Here is a 20340-nt window from a genome sequence, read left to right on the forward strand (position 1 = left end):
AGGGTATATTCTTTGAAGGATATCGCAATGAAAATGATGAAAACAGCTATCGTTACTGCAAGTGTTCTTGCTTCTGCTTCTATTTTTGCACAAAGTGCGGGCGTTAATGCAGATGCTTCTGCTCAAGTAAATGTACAACCGGGTGGTCTTGTTAGTGGCGTAGCCAATACAGTCAAAAATACTGCTCATAATGTAGGTAGCTCAGCGAAGCATGCTGGTCATGTAGCGGCTGACACTACAGTTAAAGCAACAAAAAAAACAACAGGAAAAGTGACTGAACTTTCTTCTAAAGCTGCAAATGGTACAAAACATTTTGCTACCGAAGCTGCGACAGGTACTAAAAATGTAGCAACTAAAGCTGCAAATGGTACTAAACATTTTGCTACCGAAGCAGTAACAGGTACTAAAAATGTAGCGACTAAAGCTGCAAACGGTACTAAAAACTTAGCAGTTGAAGCGAAAGCTGATACAAAAGCAGGTGTTGATGCTGTAAAAGCTAAATTTGCAGAAAAACAAGCAGACCAAAAAGAATTTACTGCTGAAAAACAAGCTAATGCTCAAGCGCATGTAGATGCTGTAAAAACTCGTGTAGCTCAAAACCAAGCTGAGCAAAAAGAGTTTGTAGCTGACACTAAAGCTGATGCTCAAGCAAAATTAAATGCAGCTCAACCAGCACATGCAATTAATGCTCAAACTGGTGTAAATGTTGGTGTTAACGTTGGCCCTGTTGGAGTTAACACAAACGCAAATATAAACGCTGGTGCTCAAACGTCTACACAAAAAGCTGAAAAGAAATCTTGGGTTAAAGGTCTTTTCGGTACGAACTAATATCTTATAAATAAAAAAGGGCAATTAATTGCCCTTTTTTTATTTCTCAAAATCAAGTATTCAACTCGTTTCAGTTAAAACTAAGCCTGCACGCAGACCAAGCTTCACCTTTGGATTTGGAAATAAAATCCAGACTTGATCTTGCTCAACAACATAATTGCCAGAAGGTTGAGCTGCAATGATTTCACCTTTGGTAAAAGTCGAAAAATTTGGTGCTTCAGCCGATAAATTCATCTGAAAATCTTCGTCTTTTTTCATTAAAGAGTCCGATACTTTAAAGACCCGAATTTTTGTTTTATTACGTGGTGGCAAGGCTTGCTCAGAAACCACATGACGAATCACTTCATCAATTGCAGCAAACTGGCTCAAGTCATTTTGTCCAAATGGTAAGGCTTTGCCTAACTCTAAAGTTGCGCTCGCAGCTTTAAAATTTTCACTGGTAAAATGCGTAAAGGTTTTACCGACCGCATTGTGGTAAACCAAAGCATCCAAGTCAGCTGCTTCAAGGCTCGCTATCAAATCTGCATCATAAGCATGTGTTTGATAGGGAAATAAAGCAAACGTTGGCAACAAAGAAGCACGAATTGCGGTGTGCAAATCATAGTGATAGCGTTTAGCGTCACTTGCACTTTCTTGAAAGAAGTTTGTGACAACTTGCTCTAAAACTTCAGCACGCTTTGATTCCTCAGTCACGGCTAGAGTTTTATATCCACCACAAAACATTCGATTTACATCATCATGCACATAGCGTTTGCCTTGACGCATTGCATAAGGGTTACCCAACACAAGCAGCAATCTCACAGCAAGGTTTAAACGCCCTGCAAATAAATCCGTGCAAAGATGAGATAATAATTCAATTGGTGCTGTTTCATTACCATGCACTCCAGCTGACAGTACGACAGCTTTGTCGTACTGTGCGTTTGGGGTACATTCAAGAAGTCCTTCACCCAACCAACGCCAAGAAAAATTATTTTGTTTTCCTTCGCGAGTTGTAGGCTGCTCACCTTGTAAGGTTAATGCTAGAAAATCTTGCATGTCACCTCCTCATTATTTTTGGAAAGGATAAACGGAACCTAAACCTAAAATTTTGGTCAGTTCGTCAAGTGCCATACGGCTTTCCATTAACAAATGCGGATCAGCCAAATCTTCTTGTGCTAAACGATCACGATAATGTTTATCAACCCATTGATTGAGTGTGCCAAACAACTGATCGTTCATCAGAACTTTTGGATTTACGGCATTTAATTCCGTTTCGTTTAAAGCTACACGTAAACGTAGACAAGCTGGACCACCACCGTTACGCATACTTTCACGTAAGTCATATACCTGAATAGCATCAATTGGTGTGCCCATTTGAATCATGTCATTTAAATAGCCCCACACTGCTGCATTTTGACGAGACTCTTCCGGTACAACAATAGTCATTCCACCATCTGGACGAGTCAAAATTTGGCTATTAAATAAATAGGTTGCTACGGCATCGTCAACGGTAACACGGTTTTCAGGGACTTCAATTGAAATAAAGTCTTCACCGATGCTTGCCATTTTTTGACGAATTTCAGCAAAGGCCTGATCTTGATTTAAAAAGGCATGTTGATGATGGAATAAAACCTGTTGGTTACTTACCGCAATAACATCGTTATGAAATACACCTTGATCAATTACATCCGGATTTTGTTGAACAAAAACGGTATGCGCATCATCTAAACGATGCAAACGTGCAATTGCTTCACTTGCTTCACGCGTCTGACGAGCTGGATAGCGTTTTGGTCCCGGTAAGCCATTATTTAAATGTTGTTGACCATAAACAAATACTTGAACACCGCGCTTAGCATAATCACCACCTAAACGGTTGTGATTTGCTGCACCTTCATCACCAAACAAGGCCACTTGTGGCAATGCTTCATGATGAACAAAATGACGTTCATTTTTAAAGATCGCTTGAAGGACCTGACTTGTTGTTTCAGCTTCAATTGAACGGTGAAACTTATTATTCAAGTTCGCTGCGGTAAAATGCACACGTTCATCTTGGCTATCTGCCGAAGGTGAAACAGTTGCCGCATTTGCAGTCCACATTGGCGAAGCTGAACTTAGCGATGATAATAATTCAGGTGAATGACGCATTGCTTGAGCAACAACGCTAATGTCATCTCCTGTAAAACCTAAACGGCGTAACATTGGAACATGTGGACGCTCATGCGGAACAAGCACACCTTGTTTCATTCCCATATCAGCCAAGGCTTTCATCTTTAGCAAACCCTGTTTAGCTGCTAATTTTGGATTCGAGGCGTTATTACGGTTTTTTGTCGATGCTTCATTACCAAACGACAAGCCCGCGTAGTGATGTGTTGGTCCCACCAAACCATCGAAATTTACTTCATATCCTTTCATTTTTCTTTCCCTAGTGTTTAAGGCAACACAATCCCTGGAGATAATTTTTCTGGTAAGGTTAAGCTGTCACTTTCAAGTGAAGCCATTGGCCAAGCACAATAATCAGCTGCATAAAAGGCACTTGCGCGGTGGTTACCAGATGCTCCGACACCACCAAATGGTGCAGCACTTGAAGCACCTGTTAATGGCTTATTCCAGTTCACAATACCGGCACGCGCTTCAATAAGTACTTGATCAAACAGTTCACGTTTTGGTGAAACCAGACCAACAGACAAACCAAAGCGAGTTGCATTCGCAATTTTTAATGCTTCATCAAAGTTGTCATAACGTTGAATCGTCGTAAGCGGACCAAAATATTCTTCATCCGGAATATCTGTTACGCCTGTTACATCAACAATACCTGGAGTAAGTAATGAACTATCTTCTTGTGGACGCGTCATTGTTAATAAACTTTTTGCACCAAGCTCGAGTAACTTTTGTTGAGCATTCATCATGTTTGTTGCAGCAACTGACGAGATAACACCGCCCATAAATGGTTGTTGCTCATCGTTCCAACGACCAACTTTTAGATTTTTTGCAACTTCAACGAAACGTTGAATAAATGCATCACCTTCTGCGCCATTTTTTACCAAGATACGGCGTGCACATGTACAACGCTGACCCGCCGAAACAAATGCAGATTGAATAGTGAGATTAACTACAGCATCGACATCGATAATTTCATCAATAATCAATGCATTATTGCCGCCCATTTCAAGCGCAAGGATTTTCTCAGGAGCACCCGCCATTTGCTTATGCAAGTGATAACCCGTGTTTGCACTTCCAGTAAACAATAAACCGTCAATTTCATGTGAAGCAGCTAGCGCTTCACCAGTGGTACGACCACCTTGCACCAAATTCATCACACCATTTGGCAAACCAGCTTGCTGCCAAAGTTTTACAGTTTCTTCAGCAGTCCAAGGTGTTAATTCGCTTGGTTTAAATACCACGGTATTGCCTGCCAATAATGCAGGAACAATATGCCCATTTGGTAAATGGCCCGGGAAGTTATATGGACCGAAAACTGCAAGCACACCATGTGGACGGTGACGTAAAGATGCTACGCCATCGGCCATTTCAGTTGAGCTTTCACCTGTACGCTGGTGATAAGCACGAATTGAAATAGCAACCTTGCCAATCATTGATTGAACTTCAGTTAACGTTTCCCAAAATGGCTTGCTGGTTTCTTGGCTAATGACTTCTGCTAAATGCTTTTTATTTTCTTCAAGCAAAGCCGCGAATTTCTCAACAATAGCTACACGCTCTACAAGTGGTAAACGTGCCCATGCTGGAAATGCAGTACGCGCTGCCTGACAAGCTTGCTCTACATCAGCAGCAGTTGCTTCGGCACCGGACCATACAGTTTGGTTATCAACTGGATTTGTTTTTTCAAATGTTGTGCCGCTGCCTTGTAACCAGACACCGTTTATAAATAAAGAGTTTGACATCAGGAAACTTCCATTGGATTTAGTGATAACACACGAACAACGTGACCTTCTTGTACACCGAGTTTTTCAGCTTGTTCATGTGTTAAATTTATAGTGTTATCAACAAGATCAAGCTTCATCAACATTGCCTTATAGTCATGATAATTATCATTGGCAACGAGATATTGGGTCTTACCGACCGCAGCATCACTTGTAATTTTGACGTTTAAAAACTGACTTTCTTTTACTGCCCGTAATTCATCAATATTGGCTTCAATGGTTGGGCCCGCATCAAAAATATCGACATATCCTTGATAGCGTAAGCCTTCTGACTCAAGCACATGGTAAGCAGGCAAAGTTTGTGGGTGCATTTTTCCAATCACCTCTTGCGCATCTTTTGGCAAGAGATCTACATAGACTGGAAAACGTGGCATAAGCTCTGCAATAAATACTTTTTGCCCAATTCCACTTAAATAGTCTGCTGTTGAGAAATCCATATTAAAGAAATGGTGACCAATCGCATCCCAAAATGGAGAACATCCATTTTCGTCTGAGAAACCACGCATTTCAGCAATTAATTTTTTCTCGAAATATTGCTTAAAGGCAGCAATAAACATAAAACGGATTTTCGATAAGAATTTACCGTTTTGGTTTTCACGACGCTCTGGATCTAAAAATAATGTACAGAGTTCGCTACTACCCGTTCTGTCATTACTCAAAAATAAGGTAGGTAGTGACTTATAAACGTTTAATGCTTTTGAAGCGTGTACTTGAGTACCAACATGAAAGTTGTACCAAGGCTCAATAAGTCCTACAGCAACTTCAATTGCACTTAAACCAATAACACGTTGAGCTTCTGTATCTTCAAGAACAAACAGATAGCCTTGTTCACTTTTATGGACATTGCCATTTAAAGTATTGCGAGTACGTGAAATTCGAGCCGAAAGTGTATCCATATTTTGTGGCAAGGAAGTCAGGCCTACACCCGACTTACCCGCTAATTTATAAATATCTTCAAGGTCTCGAAACTCGGCATGACGGACGATCATCATGGCTAGCTTTCCTTTTTTTTATTTAGCCAATTTAGCCAACGCTCTTTTTAAACGAGCAATCCCTTCATCAATATCTTGTTCAGGAATGATAAGCGACGGAGTAAAACGAACCACATTCGGGCCTGCAATTAAAGCAAGTAAACCTTCTTCACCCGCCCAAGTCGTAATATCTTTAGCTTTCCCTGCATACTCAGCTTTTAATTCACAGCCAATCAATAAACCTTGACCACGAATTTCTTCAAAAATCTGATGTTCAGCGTTTAGTGTATTTAGTGCATCGAGGAAATATTGATGACGATGCTTCACACCATCGAGTACTTCAAGCGTATTAATAAACTCAAATACTGCACCTGCAACCGCACTTGCTAACGGGTTACCACCATAAGTCGTACCATGTGTACCCACTGAAAAATGTGGAGCAAACTTATCTGTTGTTAACATTGCACCCACTGGGAAACCACCGCCTAATGCTTTTGCAGTCGTTAACACATCTGGAATAACACCAGAGTTCATGTAGGCATAAAGTGCGCCTGTACGACCAACACCCGTTTGCACTTCATCAAAAATAAGTAAGGCACCGAACTCATCACACAGTGCACGTAAACCTTTTAAAAATTCGATGTCAGCTGGAATAACGCCGCCTTCACCTTGGATTGGTTCAACAATCACGGCACAAGTTTGCTCATTGATCACTGCTTTTGCAGCTTCTAAGTCATTAAAGGCAACATGATTAATGCCATTTGGAAGTGGTGCAAAGTCTTGTGAATATTTAGGTTGACCACCCGCTGAAACGGTAAATAAGGTACGGCCATGGAAAGCATTATTAAATGCCACAATGCCACTTTTACCAGCAATGCCGCTATCTAAACCAACTTTACGAGCCAGTTTTAAAGCAGCTTCGTTCGCTTCAGCACCTGAGTTACAGAAGAAAACCTTGTCTGCAAATGTATTATCGGTAAGTTGTTTTGCAAGGCGTAGAACGGGTTCATTGGTGTAACCATTACCTACATGCCAAAGTTTTGTTGCTTGTTCTGTTAAAGCATTTACTGCCACTGGATGCGCATGACCTAATGCGTTTACTGCAATCCCGCCTGCAAAATCAATATATTCTTTATTTTCTTGATCCCAGATACGTGAACCTTCGCCACGTACCGGAATGAAATTTGCCGGTGCAAAAACTGGAACCATCCAGTCGTTAAAGTTGCTTCGAGTTACAGAAATTGGCTGTTCCATGCTTACCTCAGTATTTATTTAATATATTCGATAACACTTAATTTTGAATAATTCAGAAAAAGGGGCTGAACAAATAACCCTATAACATCCTTAATATTTGCTCAGACCACTTTTCCTAAAAGTAATTTCCGCAGATTAGCCTGGGAAAATACCACGCTCTTTACGAGCTTTTAAAATACGCTCACATGCCAAGATGTAAGCTGCTGTACGTAAAGTACAAGCGTTGCTGTTCGCTGTATTCCAAACGTCATCCATAGCTTGAACCATCAATTTGTCTAAACGCTCATTGATTTCTTCTTCAGTCCAGAAGTAGCTCGCCATGTCTTGAACCCATTCGAAGTAACTTACAGTTACACCGCCGGCGTTACATACAACGTCAGGTACTACAACAATGCCACGCTCAACTAATACGTCTTCAGCTTTAGGATAAGTCGGACCGTTTGCGCCTTCTAAAATTAACTTAGCTTTAAGTTTTTGAGCACGCTCAACAGTGATTTGACCTTCCAATGCAGCAGGAACGATAATGTCAACTTCTGCTGTCCAGAAATCTTCATCAGCAATTGATTGCGCGCCAGCGAAGCCGCCAATACCGCCTTGATTTGCATTTACGTGATCACGTAACGCTTCAAGATCAATACCATCAGCATTGAAAATAGTGCCCGTATGGTCTTGAACGTGTGTAACTTTCGCTTTTGATTCAACAAATAAGAAAGCAGCTTCACTACCTACGTTACCAAAACCTTGAATAGCGATTTTCGCACCTTCAATTGGTAAGTTGATTTTTGCAGCTACTTCACGACCTGTAACGAATACACCACGACCAGTCGCTTTTACACGACCTAAAGAACCACCTAAGTGAACTGGCTTACCAGTTACAACACCAGTTACTGTGTAACCTTGGCTTGTAGAATAAGTATCCATCATCCAACCCATGATATTGGCATTTGTACCAACGTCTGGAGCAGGGATATCTTTTTGAGGCCCGATAATGTGACCAATTTCAGTCGTATAACGACGAGTTAAACGCTCTAATTCACGATTAGATAATTTACGTGGATCAACACGGATACCACCTTTTGCACCGCCAAATGGCAAGTTCAAAACAGCAGTTTTAATTGTCATCCATGCAGACAACGCCATAACTTCGTTCAAATCAACATTCGGATGGTAACGAACACCACCCTTACCAGGACCACGAGACAAGTTGTGTTGTACACGATAGCCTTCAAAGTGCTGAATAGAGCCGTCATCCATTACAATTGGCACGTCTACAATAAGTGCACGTTTTGGACGTTTTAAAGTGTCGATAAACTCAGCTAAGTGGTCTAAGTACGGAGCAACACGGTCAATTTGTGCCAAGTAAGTTTGCCATGCATCGCTGTGTTCGTTTACGTATGAAAGATCTGACATCTTTTTTCCTATATACCTTCATAGACTCAGATTTGATAAATCTGTAATCTTTATTATTTAGCAACTAAAACCCTGAAATAACAGTGCCTTAGTTTATTTACTAAATCTTTTGCTCGTCTAAAGCATCAGATTTTTTAAATTCCATTTGTTGGTACTAAAAGTACGATCTACTTTTATATACCGATATCTTTTACAAGTTTTCTTTTGTCTAAATTGCTGTTTATAAAGAGAGTTTTATAAAAGCAAAAAACTAGCCACAACCCACTAAAACCAGCCGGCTGAAATATAAATACAAAAGAAGTGACATAACCGTTTGGGAGTTAAAAAGAACTATGATTTACAAAAACCATGAGTCCATAAAATTTTTTTGACTAATCGATAGATCCCTCCATTAGTCTTTTTAAAATAAACTTTGTTCAATAATCCTACAGATTAATTATTTCCACACATACTGCTTAAAATTAAGCCGCAACATAGATATAAAATCTTCCAATAAATATAGCATAGAGCAAGCTCATTTAGAACATTTTAAAATAAATAAGAAGAGAAAAAATAATCAAATCGAACTGACATTTATAATAAAAAAACAACAAATATTAAAAAATCCTTAACTTTAATAAAAAAATATTATAGAAAACACACAATCATAAATACAAAAAATGTAAATATTTTTATCAATATATAACAACAACTTAATAACTTTTAATTTTTAAAAAACTATCAAAAAATTATCTATTCTTCACATTAAATCCATATTACATTCATTCAACCCTTATATTCCAAAAAACTAAAAACAGCTCTTTATTAAATAACAAGACTAAACATAGACTTAATCAAATATTTATAATAAATAAATATTAATAAAAATCCGATCAGTGGTAAATTTATAAAACAATATTTGTTTTTATGATCAAAAATAAAAATTCATTTTTAAAAAAAATATATAAAATCCACCCTTTTCTAATTTCCTACAGGCAATAAAAAAGCCCCAAATGGGGCCTTTAGACTATGCTTCAGAAAGCATATCTTTGCTTAGCTCTACACCGCATCTTTCTTGTGATAAAAAATGAAATAGCTCGCATAACACACAAGAATGAAAACAATACAACAGATGAAGCCAACCTGCATCGAAGGATCAAATACCATACTAATACAAGTAATAGCACAGAACAGACCACCCACGATTGGGGTTAAAGGAAATAAAGGAGCAGCAAAACGCAAATCTTTTGCAGTTTTACCAGATTTATACCACTGTCTACGGAAGTTGAATTGAGATACGCAAATTGCAATCCACACTACAACCATGGTGAAAGCGGCAACACCCAATAAATTCTTAAAAATAGTTTCAGGTGCAAATTGCTCTGAAAGTAAACCTGGTATAGCACCCAGCATTGTGACCACAATAGCTACAATAGGTGTTCCTGAAGGTGTAAGTTTAGAAAAGATTTTCGGTAATTGGTTTTTTGCAGAAAGCGACCACATCATACGTGAAGCAGCAAATAAACCAGAATTTGCAGCAGAGAGTAAAGCCGTAATAATCACAAAGCGAATAATATCTTCAGCATATGGGATACCAATATAATTAAACACAGTCACAAAGGGGCTATTACTCACCTCATTACCACTCAAACCAGCAAGCTGGAATGGTAACAATGAACTAATTACAACAATTGTGCCAACAAAGAAAATCAGTAGTCGCCAAATAGCAGCATTGATTGCTTTAGGAACTGTCTGTGCTGGATTCTCTGCTTCCCCTGCTGCCACACCAATTAATTCTGTACCCGAAAAAGCAAAATTAACAATCAGCATGGTTGCAAAAATTGGAAATAATCCATGTGGGAACCAGCCTTGGGCAGTTAAATTACTAAACAACGGCGCAGTTTCGTGCCCGTGATATGGAATAAATCCAAAAATCGCCAGCAAACCCAAGCCAATAAAACAAATAATCGTGACAACTTTCACAAGTGCCAACCAAAACTCTGACTCGGCAAATAATCGCGTTGAACTGATATTAATGAAAAAAACTAAGGCACCAAAACATAATGTCCAAGCCCAAACAGAAGTAGAGGGAAACCACTCACGAACCAATAAAGCTGCTGCGGTAAACTCTGTTCCTAAAGTCGCGGTCCAAGTTAACCAATATAACCAAGTGATCATATAGCCTGTACCCGGACCAATATAGCGACGAGCATACTCACCGAATGATCCTGATTCTGGTACATGTACCGCAAGCTCACCAAGACATAACATCACGGTATAGGCAATTAAACCGCCTAAAAAATAAGAAATAATTGCGCCAATTGGGCCAGCTTGGGAAATTACATCACCCGACCCTAAAAAAAGACCTGTACCTATGGCACCGCCAAGGGAGATCATCACCAAATGTCGAGTACTCATTGCTCGTTTCAAAGGTGCAGAACTTCCATGTTGCGATGCATCATTATTCCGATAATTTAATGATTGCATATAAAAAACTGTAACGACAATTTAGTAAAAAATCATTTTAGGAGAAAAAAATAAATATGCAATTATCTTTGAATAGTGAACTTATTTTAAGCAGCCCCATCCTCTTTAAATAAAATAAATAACAAAAACATAATCTTATAGAAAAACATCATTATTTATGTATTTTAATTAACCTAACACCATTTCTATAATTTATATATTAAGAAAACCCATTTATTTCAAAATATAGTATTTATATTCACCACTGGCTATATCTACTTTTAATACAATAAATATTCGCAGAACAAATACACTATTTATTTAAATAATGAATTTCAAATTAATATACAAATAAGTTTATGAAAAAATATTTTTTAAGCAAAAAATAAAGCTCAAACCTAAAGGTCTGAGCTTTATTTAACCACTATAAAGTTTTAAAAGCTGATTAAGGCCAGTTGTTCAGTCGGCTGAATTGAACCTTCTATAAATTCACACATCCCGTATTCATCACAAGATAAATTTAATTGCTTATAGCTGATTGCAAAGTAGTCGGAATATTTTTTGACTACAAACGGGCTCATATCTGATGATAAAGGCTCGTTGTACTTGAACAATTTAATAACTTTGCGATCATTCATTCCCAACAAATAATTTTCATTATTTAATTCAATGTGAACTACACCAGTGTGTTCAGCCACAATTGGAATCAAATAAGATTTATTCGCCAGCAGAACATCTAGAGCATAACTTTCAAACTTTGAATTAATGAGGTTGAATACCAAAATTGTGCCAAAGCTGGTCTGCAATCCTTCTTTATAATTCGCAGCATCCTGAACTCGCGGTACTTTAATACCTAACTTTTGAAAGTCTAGCTCAGTTGCTTGCTGTGTCTTTATCAGACTACGCGTAATAGCCTGTTTAAGGGGGTTATCAAAATAACGCTCATCAAGCTGAAAATCATTTTGGCGTAACATTTTTAACAACATGTCATCATGATGGGTAAGAACATGTGCAAGTACATTACGGAAGTAAAACTTACTTTGCTTTTTGACCTTGCGAACTTGTTGATAAAAATAAATTTCGTCAAATTCATGCTCAATAAAATCATGTAATAAACTTGAACTTGCCAATACAGACAATGCTTCATGACCAGTAAATGGCAAATGAATTGTATGTAAGCTTGGTAATAGCTCTTTTATTTTTAGATAATGTTCACGGTCAGTCGAAAAGTAAGGGTCATAAACAATGACGTATTCACGCGCTGCATCGACATCTTGCGACTGGATTTGCATGTCTTTATTTGCCACAGCATCGAAAAACTCGGCATAGCGTCTATCTTCAACCTGCTCAGGATCAATTGAATATTGAGGTACAAATGCAATCACACGATTCATATTCAATAAATTAGAATATTTGATTGCTGCATAGCCGCCCATCGAACCGCCATAACCCACAATATTTTTAAAGCCTTGTAGAATAGGCGAAATCGCTTTTGCCAGCTCAATCATGCTCGCTTGCGGAAACCATGATTTTTGTTTTGGCATTACCCCAATAATATTATATTGGTATTTAATTAGGGACTTTTCAGCATTGATAGATAAGCCACTCGCTCGGGTAATCAAATCGCCAAAAGAGAGAACCAATGTATTAGAATCGCCTGGTAAAAAAATGGCTCTAATGTGTTCGTCTTCAAAAATAATTTGCTTATCCATGCTCACACCGAAAGAAAATTTACTCCCACATACAACGTCAAAAATGAAACAAAATAGGTGTTTTGCCAATTTATGATTGCGGAGTATCTTATTTTATAGATGCCAGTCAGATTAAAAAGCGCAAAATATGACACAATCCTTACATCCTGCCGCTCAAAAAGGCTTCAGCTCAGCTGCTGAACTATATCAGCAAGTTAGACCTAATTATCCCGCAGAAATAGTAAGTTGGCTGCAAAATTGCCTACAAATACAGGAAAACTCTACTGTTATCGATCTTGGATCGGGTACTGGCAAATTCTTACCCTACTTAAAACAAACACATGCAGATGTTATTGCAGTTGAGCCAATTGGCGAGATGTTACAGCAGCTTCAACAAGTTTATCCTGATATCAAAACATTACAGGCTTTTAGCCATTCGATTCCTGTAGCAGACCATGAAATTGATGCCATTATTTGTGCGCAATCTTTCCACTGGTTTGACAACCTTGATACCCTAACAGAAATGTATAGAGTATTAAAACCACAAGGACATTTAGGACTTGTTTGGAATCAACGCGACGAGCGTAGGGATTGGGTGAAAGCCTTAGCTGATTTTCTCCTTCCTCTTGAAGGAAACACGCCGCGTTACCATAGTGAAAAGTGGAAACGTGTGTTTGAACAACAAGATTTATTCGTATTTGATAGCCTACAAACATTTACACAGTCGCAATGCGGTTCTGTCGAACAAGTCGTGAGTAAACGTTTACTCTCTACGAGTTTTATTGCTGCAATGACCAAAAAAGATCAGTTACAACTCAAAGCACAGTTTGAAAAAATTGTTTATGATTTTACGGGATTAGGTCCTCAAGATCAGATTGATTTTCCATATGTCACATATGCATATCACTTTCAGAAAAGTACGTTACCCGTTAAATAATTAGTGAATAGGTTTGGTTGAAAGTTATGAAGAAGAAAACACCTCAAGTCATATTAATGTCTTTGCTTTGCTCTAGCCTATTACTTACTGCTTGTAAAAAAGCGGATGAGCCTGCTAAGACGGAACAACCGTCTGCCACTTCATCTACAGATCAGGTTTTAGAAAAACTAAATGAAAGACCTGTTAAGACGTTCCCTGCCACTGCTGATGATGCACACGATATTGCACTTTTAGAGGACTATGACCACCGCTTTACCGAAATGAGCGACGAAATGGAAAATGAGTTAGCAAAAATGCATGAAGCAGGAACACTCACAACAGATTTTGAGCAACAACGTACACTCGATAATGTGCGCTCTGCTCTAGCCATGTTAAAAGATTTAGATTTAAAAACTGAGCAAGGCCGCTACATTCAGGGACTACTTTATCAATATTGGGAAAACCAAGAAAAATACTATAGCGATAAGCACGCGACTAAAGATGAACAGATCAATGATCTTGCCGACTATTTACAAGCACAAAATCAATTAAAGTATTGGAAAGCATCGCAACAGAAATAAGTATTACATTACTTATAAAAAAGCCTTCATATTTCTGAAGGCTTTTTTCCAATTATATATTTTGCTTTTCAACCCAATGAATTGCCTGAACACGGAATAATTCACATGCACCATCACCCGTGTCGGTTGGCGTAAGTGAAGATTTCCAGACTAAGTTTTTGTCTTTAATCTCGACAAGATCCCCTTTTAGATAAACGAGATCACCACGTTTAACTTGTTTAATCTGCTGAGCAATTTCAGGGTTTGCAGGAATGATGTGCATGTTAGACACCATTTGCATTGCTTGCTCTGCTGGAACAGGTAATTTAGGAATTTTCCAGTTTAAATAACGGTCATATTGTTTCACTGAAATATGACGTGCAATTTCAGGCTGTGCAAACAACCCCCAACTTACGGCATAGTCGATAGGAGAAAATTTAGCTTGTTCATCATTTTGATAAACTTTTGAACCCAAGATCCTGAAATTTCCTTGAAAAGGTTGTAATACAGAAATAGATTGATCTTTTTCTATCGGGTTCAAACCATTGGCAATATTATATTCACTTGAGGTCGATGCAAATGCTGAACTCATGCCAATAGCAGTCAGCAAGCCCATCATCAAACATTGTTTTTTCATCGCGTTACACCTCAAATATTGCTAGATCAAAGTGAATAGATCTTCAATTTATAGTAGCTTTAAGCGATGAAAAAAATATCGGAATTTAGTAACAATACAGATCACTTTCGTCTATTTTTGTGCTGAATTAAACAGCTTGTTAATCTTCAAAATCTATTCTTAGAGTTTCAAAACGAACCTTACCTCGTTGGACCGCTTGTGCAATAGCTTGCTGACCTTTAGTGAGCCTTGCACCGCCACTTTTTACATCAAGTAAAATAATATTAATGTCTTCTGCCGTCCCATCACCATCACGAAAATCGGTATATCCATCAAAGATAATATAGTCCACCGGATCACCCATGAATTTTGCATCGCTTGGTAGATACTGAAATTCAGGCAAAACCGGAGCAAATTGTTCTGCCATTTTTCCTTTCAACACCGCACGGCTTGTATTTACACTTCTCTTTTGTGCTTGAGTAAGAGCTTGTTGATGCTCTAATTCAAGTTCAGCAATATATTGCTCATATTCAGCCTTAATTCGTCCATTGCGAGTGTTTGATAAAATAAGAGTAGTGATAATGATGCCAATTCCAGCACCAATAAGCATGGCAAGCCATACAGACATAAATTTTCCTTAAAAAAGCGCGAATCAAGATTACAGATCTAATCATATCTAAAATAACGAAACAGCTTAAACTTTTGTCAAATGTGGTCATCTCCTTCACATAAAAAGATGCTAAGGTATAAAACATAAACAAATGTGCTGCTGAAAATAATTGGATTTATGAAAACGATACTTATTGCAAATCAAAAGGGCGGATGCGGAAAAACCATGACGGCCATTACGTTGGCAACAGCATTGGCACAAAAAGGATATAAAGTAGCATTAGCAGATTCGGACAATCAAAAATCGGCTTTACAGTGGTTAAAACAGCGCCCCGATGGTGTCGCAAAAATTCAAAGCCTCGACTGGCGTCATGAAAAATCAATTGGTGACGCGCCTAAAAATCTGGATTATTTAATTATTGATGCACCTGGTGCACTTTCAGGTGAACATGCTGAGCAACTGATTAGTGAAGCTCATGCCATTATTACTCCACTTCAGCCTTCATTTTTTGATATAGACAGTACTCGTCGCTTTTTGAAGCATTTACAAGATATTAAGCGCATTCGAAAAGGCAAAGTTCAGATTTTACTTCTTGCAAATCGCGTAAAACCAAACAGTGCCAGCTCAAAAGATATTCAACAGTTTTTTGAAAAAATTGAACAGGAACCTGTTGCATGGATTGCTGAACGCACTGCATATGGCAGCTTAGCAATGCAAGGCTTAAGCATTTTTGATAAGCCTCAAAAAAACTTTATTACGATTCAAAACCAATGGCAACCTGTTCTAAACAAGTTAGTTGAAGATAAAGCTGAGTGGTTTTAAATAACTTTTAGTCTCTAAAAAGAGATGTATAAGGTTCTTTACATTGCGGCCTTAAAATTTGCCTCAGGTTATTTTTCAGTTAATATGACTTTATTCTATGTAGAAAATTAGAGAAATATTGTTCGTGCATCCATACGCTCCTAATTTACAGCGCGTTTTATTGTTTGGGCTGTTTTTTATTTTGATTTTTTTAGGATTTAATATCCTGAAATATTTTATTGTTCCTGTACTTTGGGCTGCCATCATTGCTTATATGACTTGGCCTATTTATTTAAGAATTCAACGTTTTTTTGGAGAAACCCGTAATACTTTAAATGCAACTCTAATGATTAGTCTGGTCATTTTGGTTGTTGGCGTCCCTTTTACATGCGCTATTTTTATTTTGCAGCATGAAGGCCGCAACTTATATTTTGACTTACAACGTCAGGTTTTTTCAGGTCATTTAAGTGTCCCTGATTTTATTCGTGATCTTCCTTTTGTTGGAAAAGAAATCTCTCGTACACTCAATGAATTAAATAACGATCCTAATAGCACGATTCAAAATGTTGCAGCTTGGGTACAAAGCCATTTAAGTTATGGCCGTGTACTGCTCGGTGAAATTAGTAAAAATATTGTCAAACTTGGCTTTGCCGTATTTAGCCTATTTTTCTTCTACCGTGATGGTCAAATGATTTTGTCTCAGGTGAGTAAAGCCTTAGAAATGGTTATAGGCCCTCGTATTCACCATTATCTCGATACGATTTCTGAGACGACTCGTGCTGTAGTCTATGGCGTGGGTTTAACTGCAATTGCTCAAGCTGTTTTAGCTGGATTAAGTTATTTCGTAGCAGGTGTCCCTAACCCAATGGTACTTACCATTGCTACTTTCTTATTGGCTTTAATTCCATTTGGTACACCAATTTCCTATTTAGGTGTCGGCCTATGGTTGTTCTCTCAGGGACAAACTATGGAAGCAGTTGGTGTAGTGGTTTGGGGTGTAGTGATTGTGAGTAGCTCAGATAATGTGATTCGACCACTTGTGATTTCTGGTGCTACAAAAATTCCATTCTTATTAATTATGTTTGGTGTATTAGGCGGTATTGCTAGTTTTGGATTGGTAGGTTTATTTATTGGGCCTGTAATTCTAGCTATTTTACTGGCAATTTGGCGTGAATGGTTACATGAAACCATTGAGCCTGAACCAATGCCTAAAACGACTATGATTTATGATTCTGAAAATGAATCTTCTAACGACAAAGATTGACGTATTTATTTAATTTAAAAATGTTTCTAGATACAAATTAACTATTTAAATTAACTTGTAGGTTAAACCTTCGTTTGTTTGAATCAAACAATCATATATATTTATAAGGACATCCGATCATGCAGATGTTTAATAAAATTGGCGCAGTCTGTGCGCTTACAGCTTTTTTTACGGTTGGCTGTAGTTCAGTCACAAAAACTGTATCAGATACCGCTCAAGCATTAACGACAATGCATACGAAAAAAGTAGTTGATGTAAATGAAGTAACCGCTAATGGTATTGGTAAAAAAATCGGTACGATTAGCTTTCAAGATAGCGATAAAGGTTTAATTATTACCCCTGCTCTTGCTGACTTACCAAGTGGTACACGCGGCTTTCATATTCATGAAAATGCTTCTTGTGAACCAGCTGTAAAAGATGGGAAACCGGGCGCTGCTTTAGCTGCTGGTAGTCACTATAACCCGAATCAAGCTCCTCATCACGGTACCCCAACAACTGGCCACTTAGGTGATTTACCTGCTTTAGTAGTCGATAATACTGGTGTTGCAACGACTGCTGTGATCGCACCTCGATTGAAACTTGCTGATCTTCAAGGTCGAGCTATCATGATTCATGCTGGTGGCGATAACTATTCAGACTCACCTCTACCTCTCGGCGGTGGCGGAGCACGAATTGCATGTGGTGTGATTAAATAATTTATGTTTTTTTTCAAATTGTGGGTATCTAAAAAGATATCCACAATTTTGTTAATTTATTGATCGTTACAACTTGATTTAAGCCTAATAAAATCTTAAAAAATGACTGACTTTTGTGGCTAAAAAGAATAATATTTTTGAAGTAATAAAAATTTAAAGTTACATACTGCTTTCTCACGTATTCTCTAATTTAGAACAAAAGCCGTGAACTATCTGACCCAAATATTTAATAGTTTTAAGACGAACTCCATTTTAATTTATTGCCTGCAAATTTTGATTGTACTCACAGGCACAACTTTGGGTTTACTGTGGTTAGGCCATAACGAGCTCATCGTTCCTGTGACTTTAGGCGCGATTGCAGCAGCATTAACCGACTTTGATGATCGTTTAAGTATTCGATTACGTAATTTGGTTTACGTCTGCCTCCTCTTTTTTATAGTCAGTAGTATTCTTGGCTTTTTAGCTCCCTACAAAATTTTCTTTATTTTATATCTTTCTCTTTCTAGTGCTTTTTTCATTTTATTAGGCGCTTTAGGGCAACGTTATGCCACAATTTCGTTTGGCACGATTCTGCTTTCCATTTATAGCATGTTCGGTTTAGGAGAATATGCGCACTGGTACCAACAACCTACCTACTTTGTTTATGGTGCTTTGTGGTACGGCTTTACATCTATTTTGTTTTTTATTATTAAACCAACCCTTCCCTTACAAGATAAGCTCTCACAAATTTTTAAAGAAATTTCTGTTCTACTACAAGCAAAAGCACGTTTGTTTGATCCAGACAATAAAGAAAACGTAGAACAACTTTTATATGAACTATCCTTACAAAATACGCAAGTTGCTCAAAGCCTCAATCAAATACGAAGTTCTCTGCTCACTCGACTCAAGGCTTCACGCGTCAGTAATAAAAGTATCTATTGGCTAAACCTATATTTTTTTGCTCGAGACATTCACGAGCAAGCCACCTCTAATTATTTACATTACGAACATATTCAACAGAACTTCAGCCGTAGTGATCTTATTTTCCGTTTCCAAAAAAACCTGCGCCTACAAGCACAAGCGTGCCAAGATCTAGCTCAATGTATTTTGCATAACCGGCCATCTCAGCCATCGCAAGAAAGCCAGACCGTATTGAACCATTTGGAAAGTTCTTTAAAGGACTGGATACAGCAGCATCCACAAAACTTTGAAGTTAAAAATTTAAGACTTATTTTTGATAATTTAAAAGGGATGCATGAACAGTTTGAACAACTACAATATGCACAGCCCTTCCCTGAAAATAACACCCAAACAAGACAAGAACACTTAAATTTACTTGATGATGATATTCAAGGTTTTTCAGATCTGATCTTAAAACTCAGGCAACAGCTTACACCACAATCAGCATTGTTTAGACATGCCATACGAATTGCAGTTGTTTTCGCCGCAGGTTATGCCATTTCATTATTACCCTTTGCTCAGCATGGCTATTGGATTTTACTGACTAGTTTATTTGTCTGCCAGATCACTTATTTTGCGACTAAAAGCCGCCTTAAACTAAGAACGATTGGCACCTTACTCGGTGTTTTATTAGGAATACCTATTCTATATTTTGTACCGAGTATTGAAGGTCAGCTCATCATTACGATTATTTGCGGAGTCTGCTTTTTCTACTTACGCCAAAAGAAATATGCATTGGCGACGCTTATGGCCACCCTGATGGTGCTGTTAATTTTTAACTTAAAAGGTGCAGGCTACAGCATTATTTTGCCTCGTCTGATAGATACGCTATTAGGCTGTTTTATTGCATGGCTTGCCGTAAACTTTATTTGGCCTGATTGGAACTTCCGCAATATTCCTAACAATATTAAGAAAAGTAGCAAAGCGACATTAGATTATTTCAATGTGATTGTTGAGCAATATCAGTATGGCAAAAATCAGGATATAGAATACCGTCGAATTCGTCGTGCTGCCCATAATGCTCAAATCGAGCTATCGAACATGATCTCGAGTTTAAGTGCTGAACCGAATCCAAATCCTCAGCTCATTCATTACGCTTTTCGCTATTTGGTTTACAGCCATAGCCAGCTGAGTTATGTGGCAGCGTTAGGTAGCCAACGACAGAAAATTGATGAAGAGCAGATTTTACAATTATTACTACGCTGCCAAGAAATTTTGAGCCAGAGTGTTCTTGAGCAAACCCTACCCAACCACACGCTCATTTCTCAAGTATTAATAGAAATTCAGGACTTAACAGCTCAAGAACAGCTATCTGAGAAATACACCTTAGTCTTGAAACAAATCAGTTTATTGTTAGAAACATTACCAGAATTGCTGATGCTTAAAGACAAGCTGTTAGAGCAAGAAATTACCTGATATAAAA

General features: G+C 38.0%; 17 protein-coding genes. 7 read left to right on the forward strand and 10 right to left on the reverse strand.

The genetic code is table 11. From position 1 onward, the window contains the following. The first annotated feature begins 27 nt into the window (after window positions 1-27). Complete coding sequence (locus ACT53H_RS11710; protein WP_476009266.1) at window positions 28-828, forward strand: hypothetical protein; 801 nt, start codon at window positions 28-30, stop codon at window positions 826-828. A 60-nt stretch (window positions 829-888) separates the two neighbouring features. On the opposite strand, the gene astE is transcribed toward ACT53H_RS11710, so the two are convergent. The 8 genes from astE to ACT53H_RS11750 form a co-directional block, all read right to left on the reverse strand. Next, window positions 889-1863: a succinylglutamate desuccinylase gene (astE, locus tag ACT53H_RS11715; RefSeq protein WP_151963889.1), complete on the reverse strand. Its 975-nt coding sequence runs from the start codon at window positions 1861-1863 to the stop codon at window positions 889-891. A 12-nt stretch (window positions 1864-1875) separates the two neighbouring features. Then, a complete protein-coding gene (astB, locus tag ACT53H_RS11720) occupies window positions 1876-3219 on the reverse strand; it encodes an N-succinylarginine dihydrolase (RefSeq protein ID WP_151963888.1) in 1344 nt (447 codons plus the stop codon). A 17-nt stretch (window positions 3220-3236) separates the two neighbouring features. Further along, complete coding sequence (gene astD, locus ACT53H_RS11725; RefSeq protein ID WP_474771139.1) at window positions 3237-4706, reverse strand: succinylglutamate-semialdehyde dehydrogenase; 1470 nt, start codon at window positions 4704-4706, stop codon at window positions 3237-3239. Continuing rightward, window positions 4706-5737 carry an arginine N-succinyltransferase gene (gene astA, locus ACT53H_RS11730; RefSeq protein ID WP_004789727.1) on the reverse strand — a complete coding sequence of 344 codons (1032 nt, stop codon included), beginning with the start codon at window positions 5735-5737 and terminating at the stop codon, window positions 4706-4708. The genes astD and astA overlap by 1 nt, the downstream gene beginning before the upstream one ends. Window positions 5738-5755: 18 nt before the next feature. Continuing rightward, window positions 5756-6970 (reverse strand): bifunctional succinylornithine transaminase/acetylornithine transaminase, encoded by a 1215-nt coding sequence (locus tag ACT53H_RS11735; RefSeq protein ID WP_476009267.1) that lies wholly within the window; start codon window positions 6968-6970, stop codon window positions 5756-5758. Between the two features lie 135 nt (window positions 6971-7105). Beyond that, window positions 7106-8380, reverse strand: a complete 1275-nt coding sequence (locus tag ACT53H_RS11740) for a Glu/Leu/Phe/Val family dehydrogenase (RefSeq protein ID WP_004789729.1) — start codon at window positions 8378-8380, stop codon at window positions 7106-7108. A gap of 1038 nt (window positions 8381-9418) precedes the next feature. Further along, a complete protein-coding gene (locus ACT53H_RS11745; protein ID WP_004789730.1) occupies window positions 9419-10846 on the reverse strand; it encodes an amino acid permease in 1428 nt (475 codons plus the stop codon). A 413-nt stretch (window positions 10847-11259) separates the two neighbouring features. Then, complete coding sequence (locus ACT53H_RS11750) at window positions 11260-12537, reverse strand: hypothetical protein (RefSeq protein ID WP_476009268.1); 1278 nt, start codon at window positions 12535-12537, stop codon at window positions 11260-11262. Between the two features lie 127 nt (window positions 12538-12664). On the opposite strand from ACT53H_RS11750, the gene ACT53H_RS11755 reads away from it, so the two are divergent. Continuing rightward, the gene (locus tag ACT53H_RS11755; RefSeq protein WP_443270283.1) at window positions 12665-13453 is read left to right on the forward strand and encodes a class I SAM-dependent methyltransferase; all 789 of its coding nucleotides are present in this window, start codon (window positions 12665-12667) and stop codon (window positions 13451-13453) included. A gap of 26 nt (window positions 13454-13479) precedes the next feature. Then, window positions 13480-14013 carry a hypothetical protein gene (locus tag ACT53H_RS11760; protein ID WP_476009269.1) on the forward strand — a complete coding sequence of 178 codons (534 nt, stop codon included), beginning with the start codon at window positions 13480-13482 and terminating at the stop codon, window positions 14011-14013. A gap of 52 nt (window positions 14014-14065) precedes the next feature. On the opposite strand, the gene ACT53H_RS11765 is transcribed toward ACT53H_RS11760, so the two are convergent. Continuing rightward, window positions 14066-14629 carry a hypothetical protein gene (locus tag ACT53H_RS11765; RefSeq protein ID WP_013196738.1) on the reverse strand — a complete coding sequence of 188 codons (564 nt, stop codon included), beginning with the start codon at window positions 14627-14629 and terminating at the stop codon, window positions 14066-14068. 139 nt (window positions 14630-14768) lie between these two features. Further along, window positions 14769-15236 carry a Holliday junction resolvase-like protein gene (locus ACT53H_RS11770; protein WP_004789735.1) on the reverse strand — a complete coding sequence of 156 codons (468 nt, stop codon included), beginning with the start codon at window positions 15234-15236 and terminating at the stop codon, window positions 14769-14771. Window positions 15237-15395: 159 nt separating this feature from the next. Here ACT53H_RS11770 and ACT53H_RS11775 point away from each other — a divergent pair, with 159 nt between their 5' ends. The 4 genes from ACT53H_RS11775 to yccS all read left to right on the forward strand — a co-directional run bounded on the left by ACT53H_RS11775 (window position 15396) and on the right by yccS (window position 20333). Beyond that, on the forward strand, window positions 15396-16040 hold the full coding sequence (locus ACT53H_RS11775) for a ParA family protein (RefSeq protein ID WP_013196737.1): 645 nt from the start codon (window positions 15396-15398) through the stop codon (window positions 16038-16040). 124 nt (window positions 16041-16164) lie between these two features. Continuing rightward, window positions 16165-17283 (forward strand): AI-2E family transporter, encoded by a 1119-nt coding sequence (locus ACT53H_RS11780; protein ID WP_476009270.1) that lies wholly within the window; start codon window positions 16165-16167, stop codon window positions 17281-17283. Window positions 17284-17408: 125 nt separating this feature from the next. Then, window positions 17409-17978, forward strand: a complete 570-nt coding sequence (sodC, locus tag ACT53H_RS11785) for a superoxide dismutase family protein (protein WP_081399460.1) — start codon at window positions 17409-17411, stop codon at window positions 17976-17978. Between the two features lie 204 nt (window positions 17979-18182). Then, window positions 18183-20333 carry a YccS family putative transporter gene (gene yccS, locus ACT53H_RS11790; RefSeq protein ID WP_476009271.1) on the forward strand — a complete coding sequence of 717 codons (2151 nt, stop codon included), beginning with the start codon at window positions 18183-18185 and terminating at the stop codon, window positions 20331-20333. The last annotated feature ends 7 nt before the right edge of the window (window positions 20334-20340 follow it).

Source organism: Acinetobacter sp. DMC2 (assembly GCF_056314305.1).

Bases quoted from the DNA above. Each gene is read 5' to 3' on its own strand.
- astA (WP_004789727.1), bottom strand. From the start codon at position 5,737: ATGATGATCGTCCGTCATGCCGAGTTTCGAGACCTTGAAGATATTTAT.
- sodC (WP_081399460.1), top strand. From the start codon at position 17,409: ATGTTTAATAAAATTGGCGCAGTCTGTGCGCTTACAGCTTTTTTTACG.
- astB (WP_151963888.1), bottom strand. From the start codon at position 3,219: ATGAAAGGATATGAAGTAAATTTCGATGGTTTGGTGGGACCAACACAT.
- ACT53H_RS11775 (WP_013196737.1), top strand. From the start codon at position 15,396: ATGAAAACGATACTTATTGCAAATCAAAAGGGCGGATGCGGAAAAACC.
- ACT53H_RS11760 (WP_476009269.1), top strand. From the start codon at position 13,480: ATGAAGAAGAAAACACCTCAAGTCATATTAATGTCTTTGCTTTGCTCT.
- ACT53H_RS11750 (WP_476009268.1), bottom strand. From the start codon at position 12,537: ATGGATAAGCAAATTATTTTTGAAGACGAACACATTAGAGCCATTTTT.
- astE (WP_151963889.1), bottom strand. From the start codon at position 1,863: ATGCAAGATTTTCTAGCATTAACCTTACAAGGTGAGCAGCCTACAACT.
- ACT53H_RS11765 (WP_013196738.1), bottom strand. From the start codon at position 14,629: ATGAAAAAACAATGTTTGATGATGGGCTTGCTGACTGCTATTGGCATG.
- ACT53H_RS11735 (WP_476009267.1), bottom strand. From the start codon at position 6,970: ATGGAACAGCCAATTTCTGTAACTCGAAGCAACTTTAACGACTGGATG.
- ACT53H_RS11770 (WP_004789735.1), bottom strand. From the start codon at position 15,236: ATGTCTGTATGGCTTGCCATGCTTATTGGTGCTGGAATTGGCATCATT.
- ACT53H_RS11745 (WP_004789730.1), bottom strand. From the start codon at position 10,846: ATGCAATCATTAAATTATCGGAATAATGATGCATCGCAACATGGAAGT.
- ACT53H_RS11740 (WP_004789729.1), bottom strand. From the start codon at position 8,380: ATGTCAGATCTTTCATACGTAAACGAACACAGCGATGCATGGCAAACT.
- ACT53H_RS11710 (WP_476009266.1), top strand. From the start codon at position 28: ATGAAAATGATGAAAACAGCTATCGTTACTGCAAGTGTTCTTGCTTCT.
- ACT53H_RS11755 (WP_443270283.1), top strand. From the start codon at position 12,665: ATGACACAATCCTTACATCCTGCCGCTCAAAAAGGCTTCAGCTCAGCT.
- astD (WP_474771139.1), bottom strand. From the start codon at position 4,706: ATGTCAAACTCTTTATTTATAAACGGTGTCTGGTTACAAGGCAGCGGC.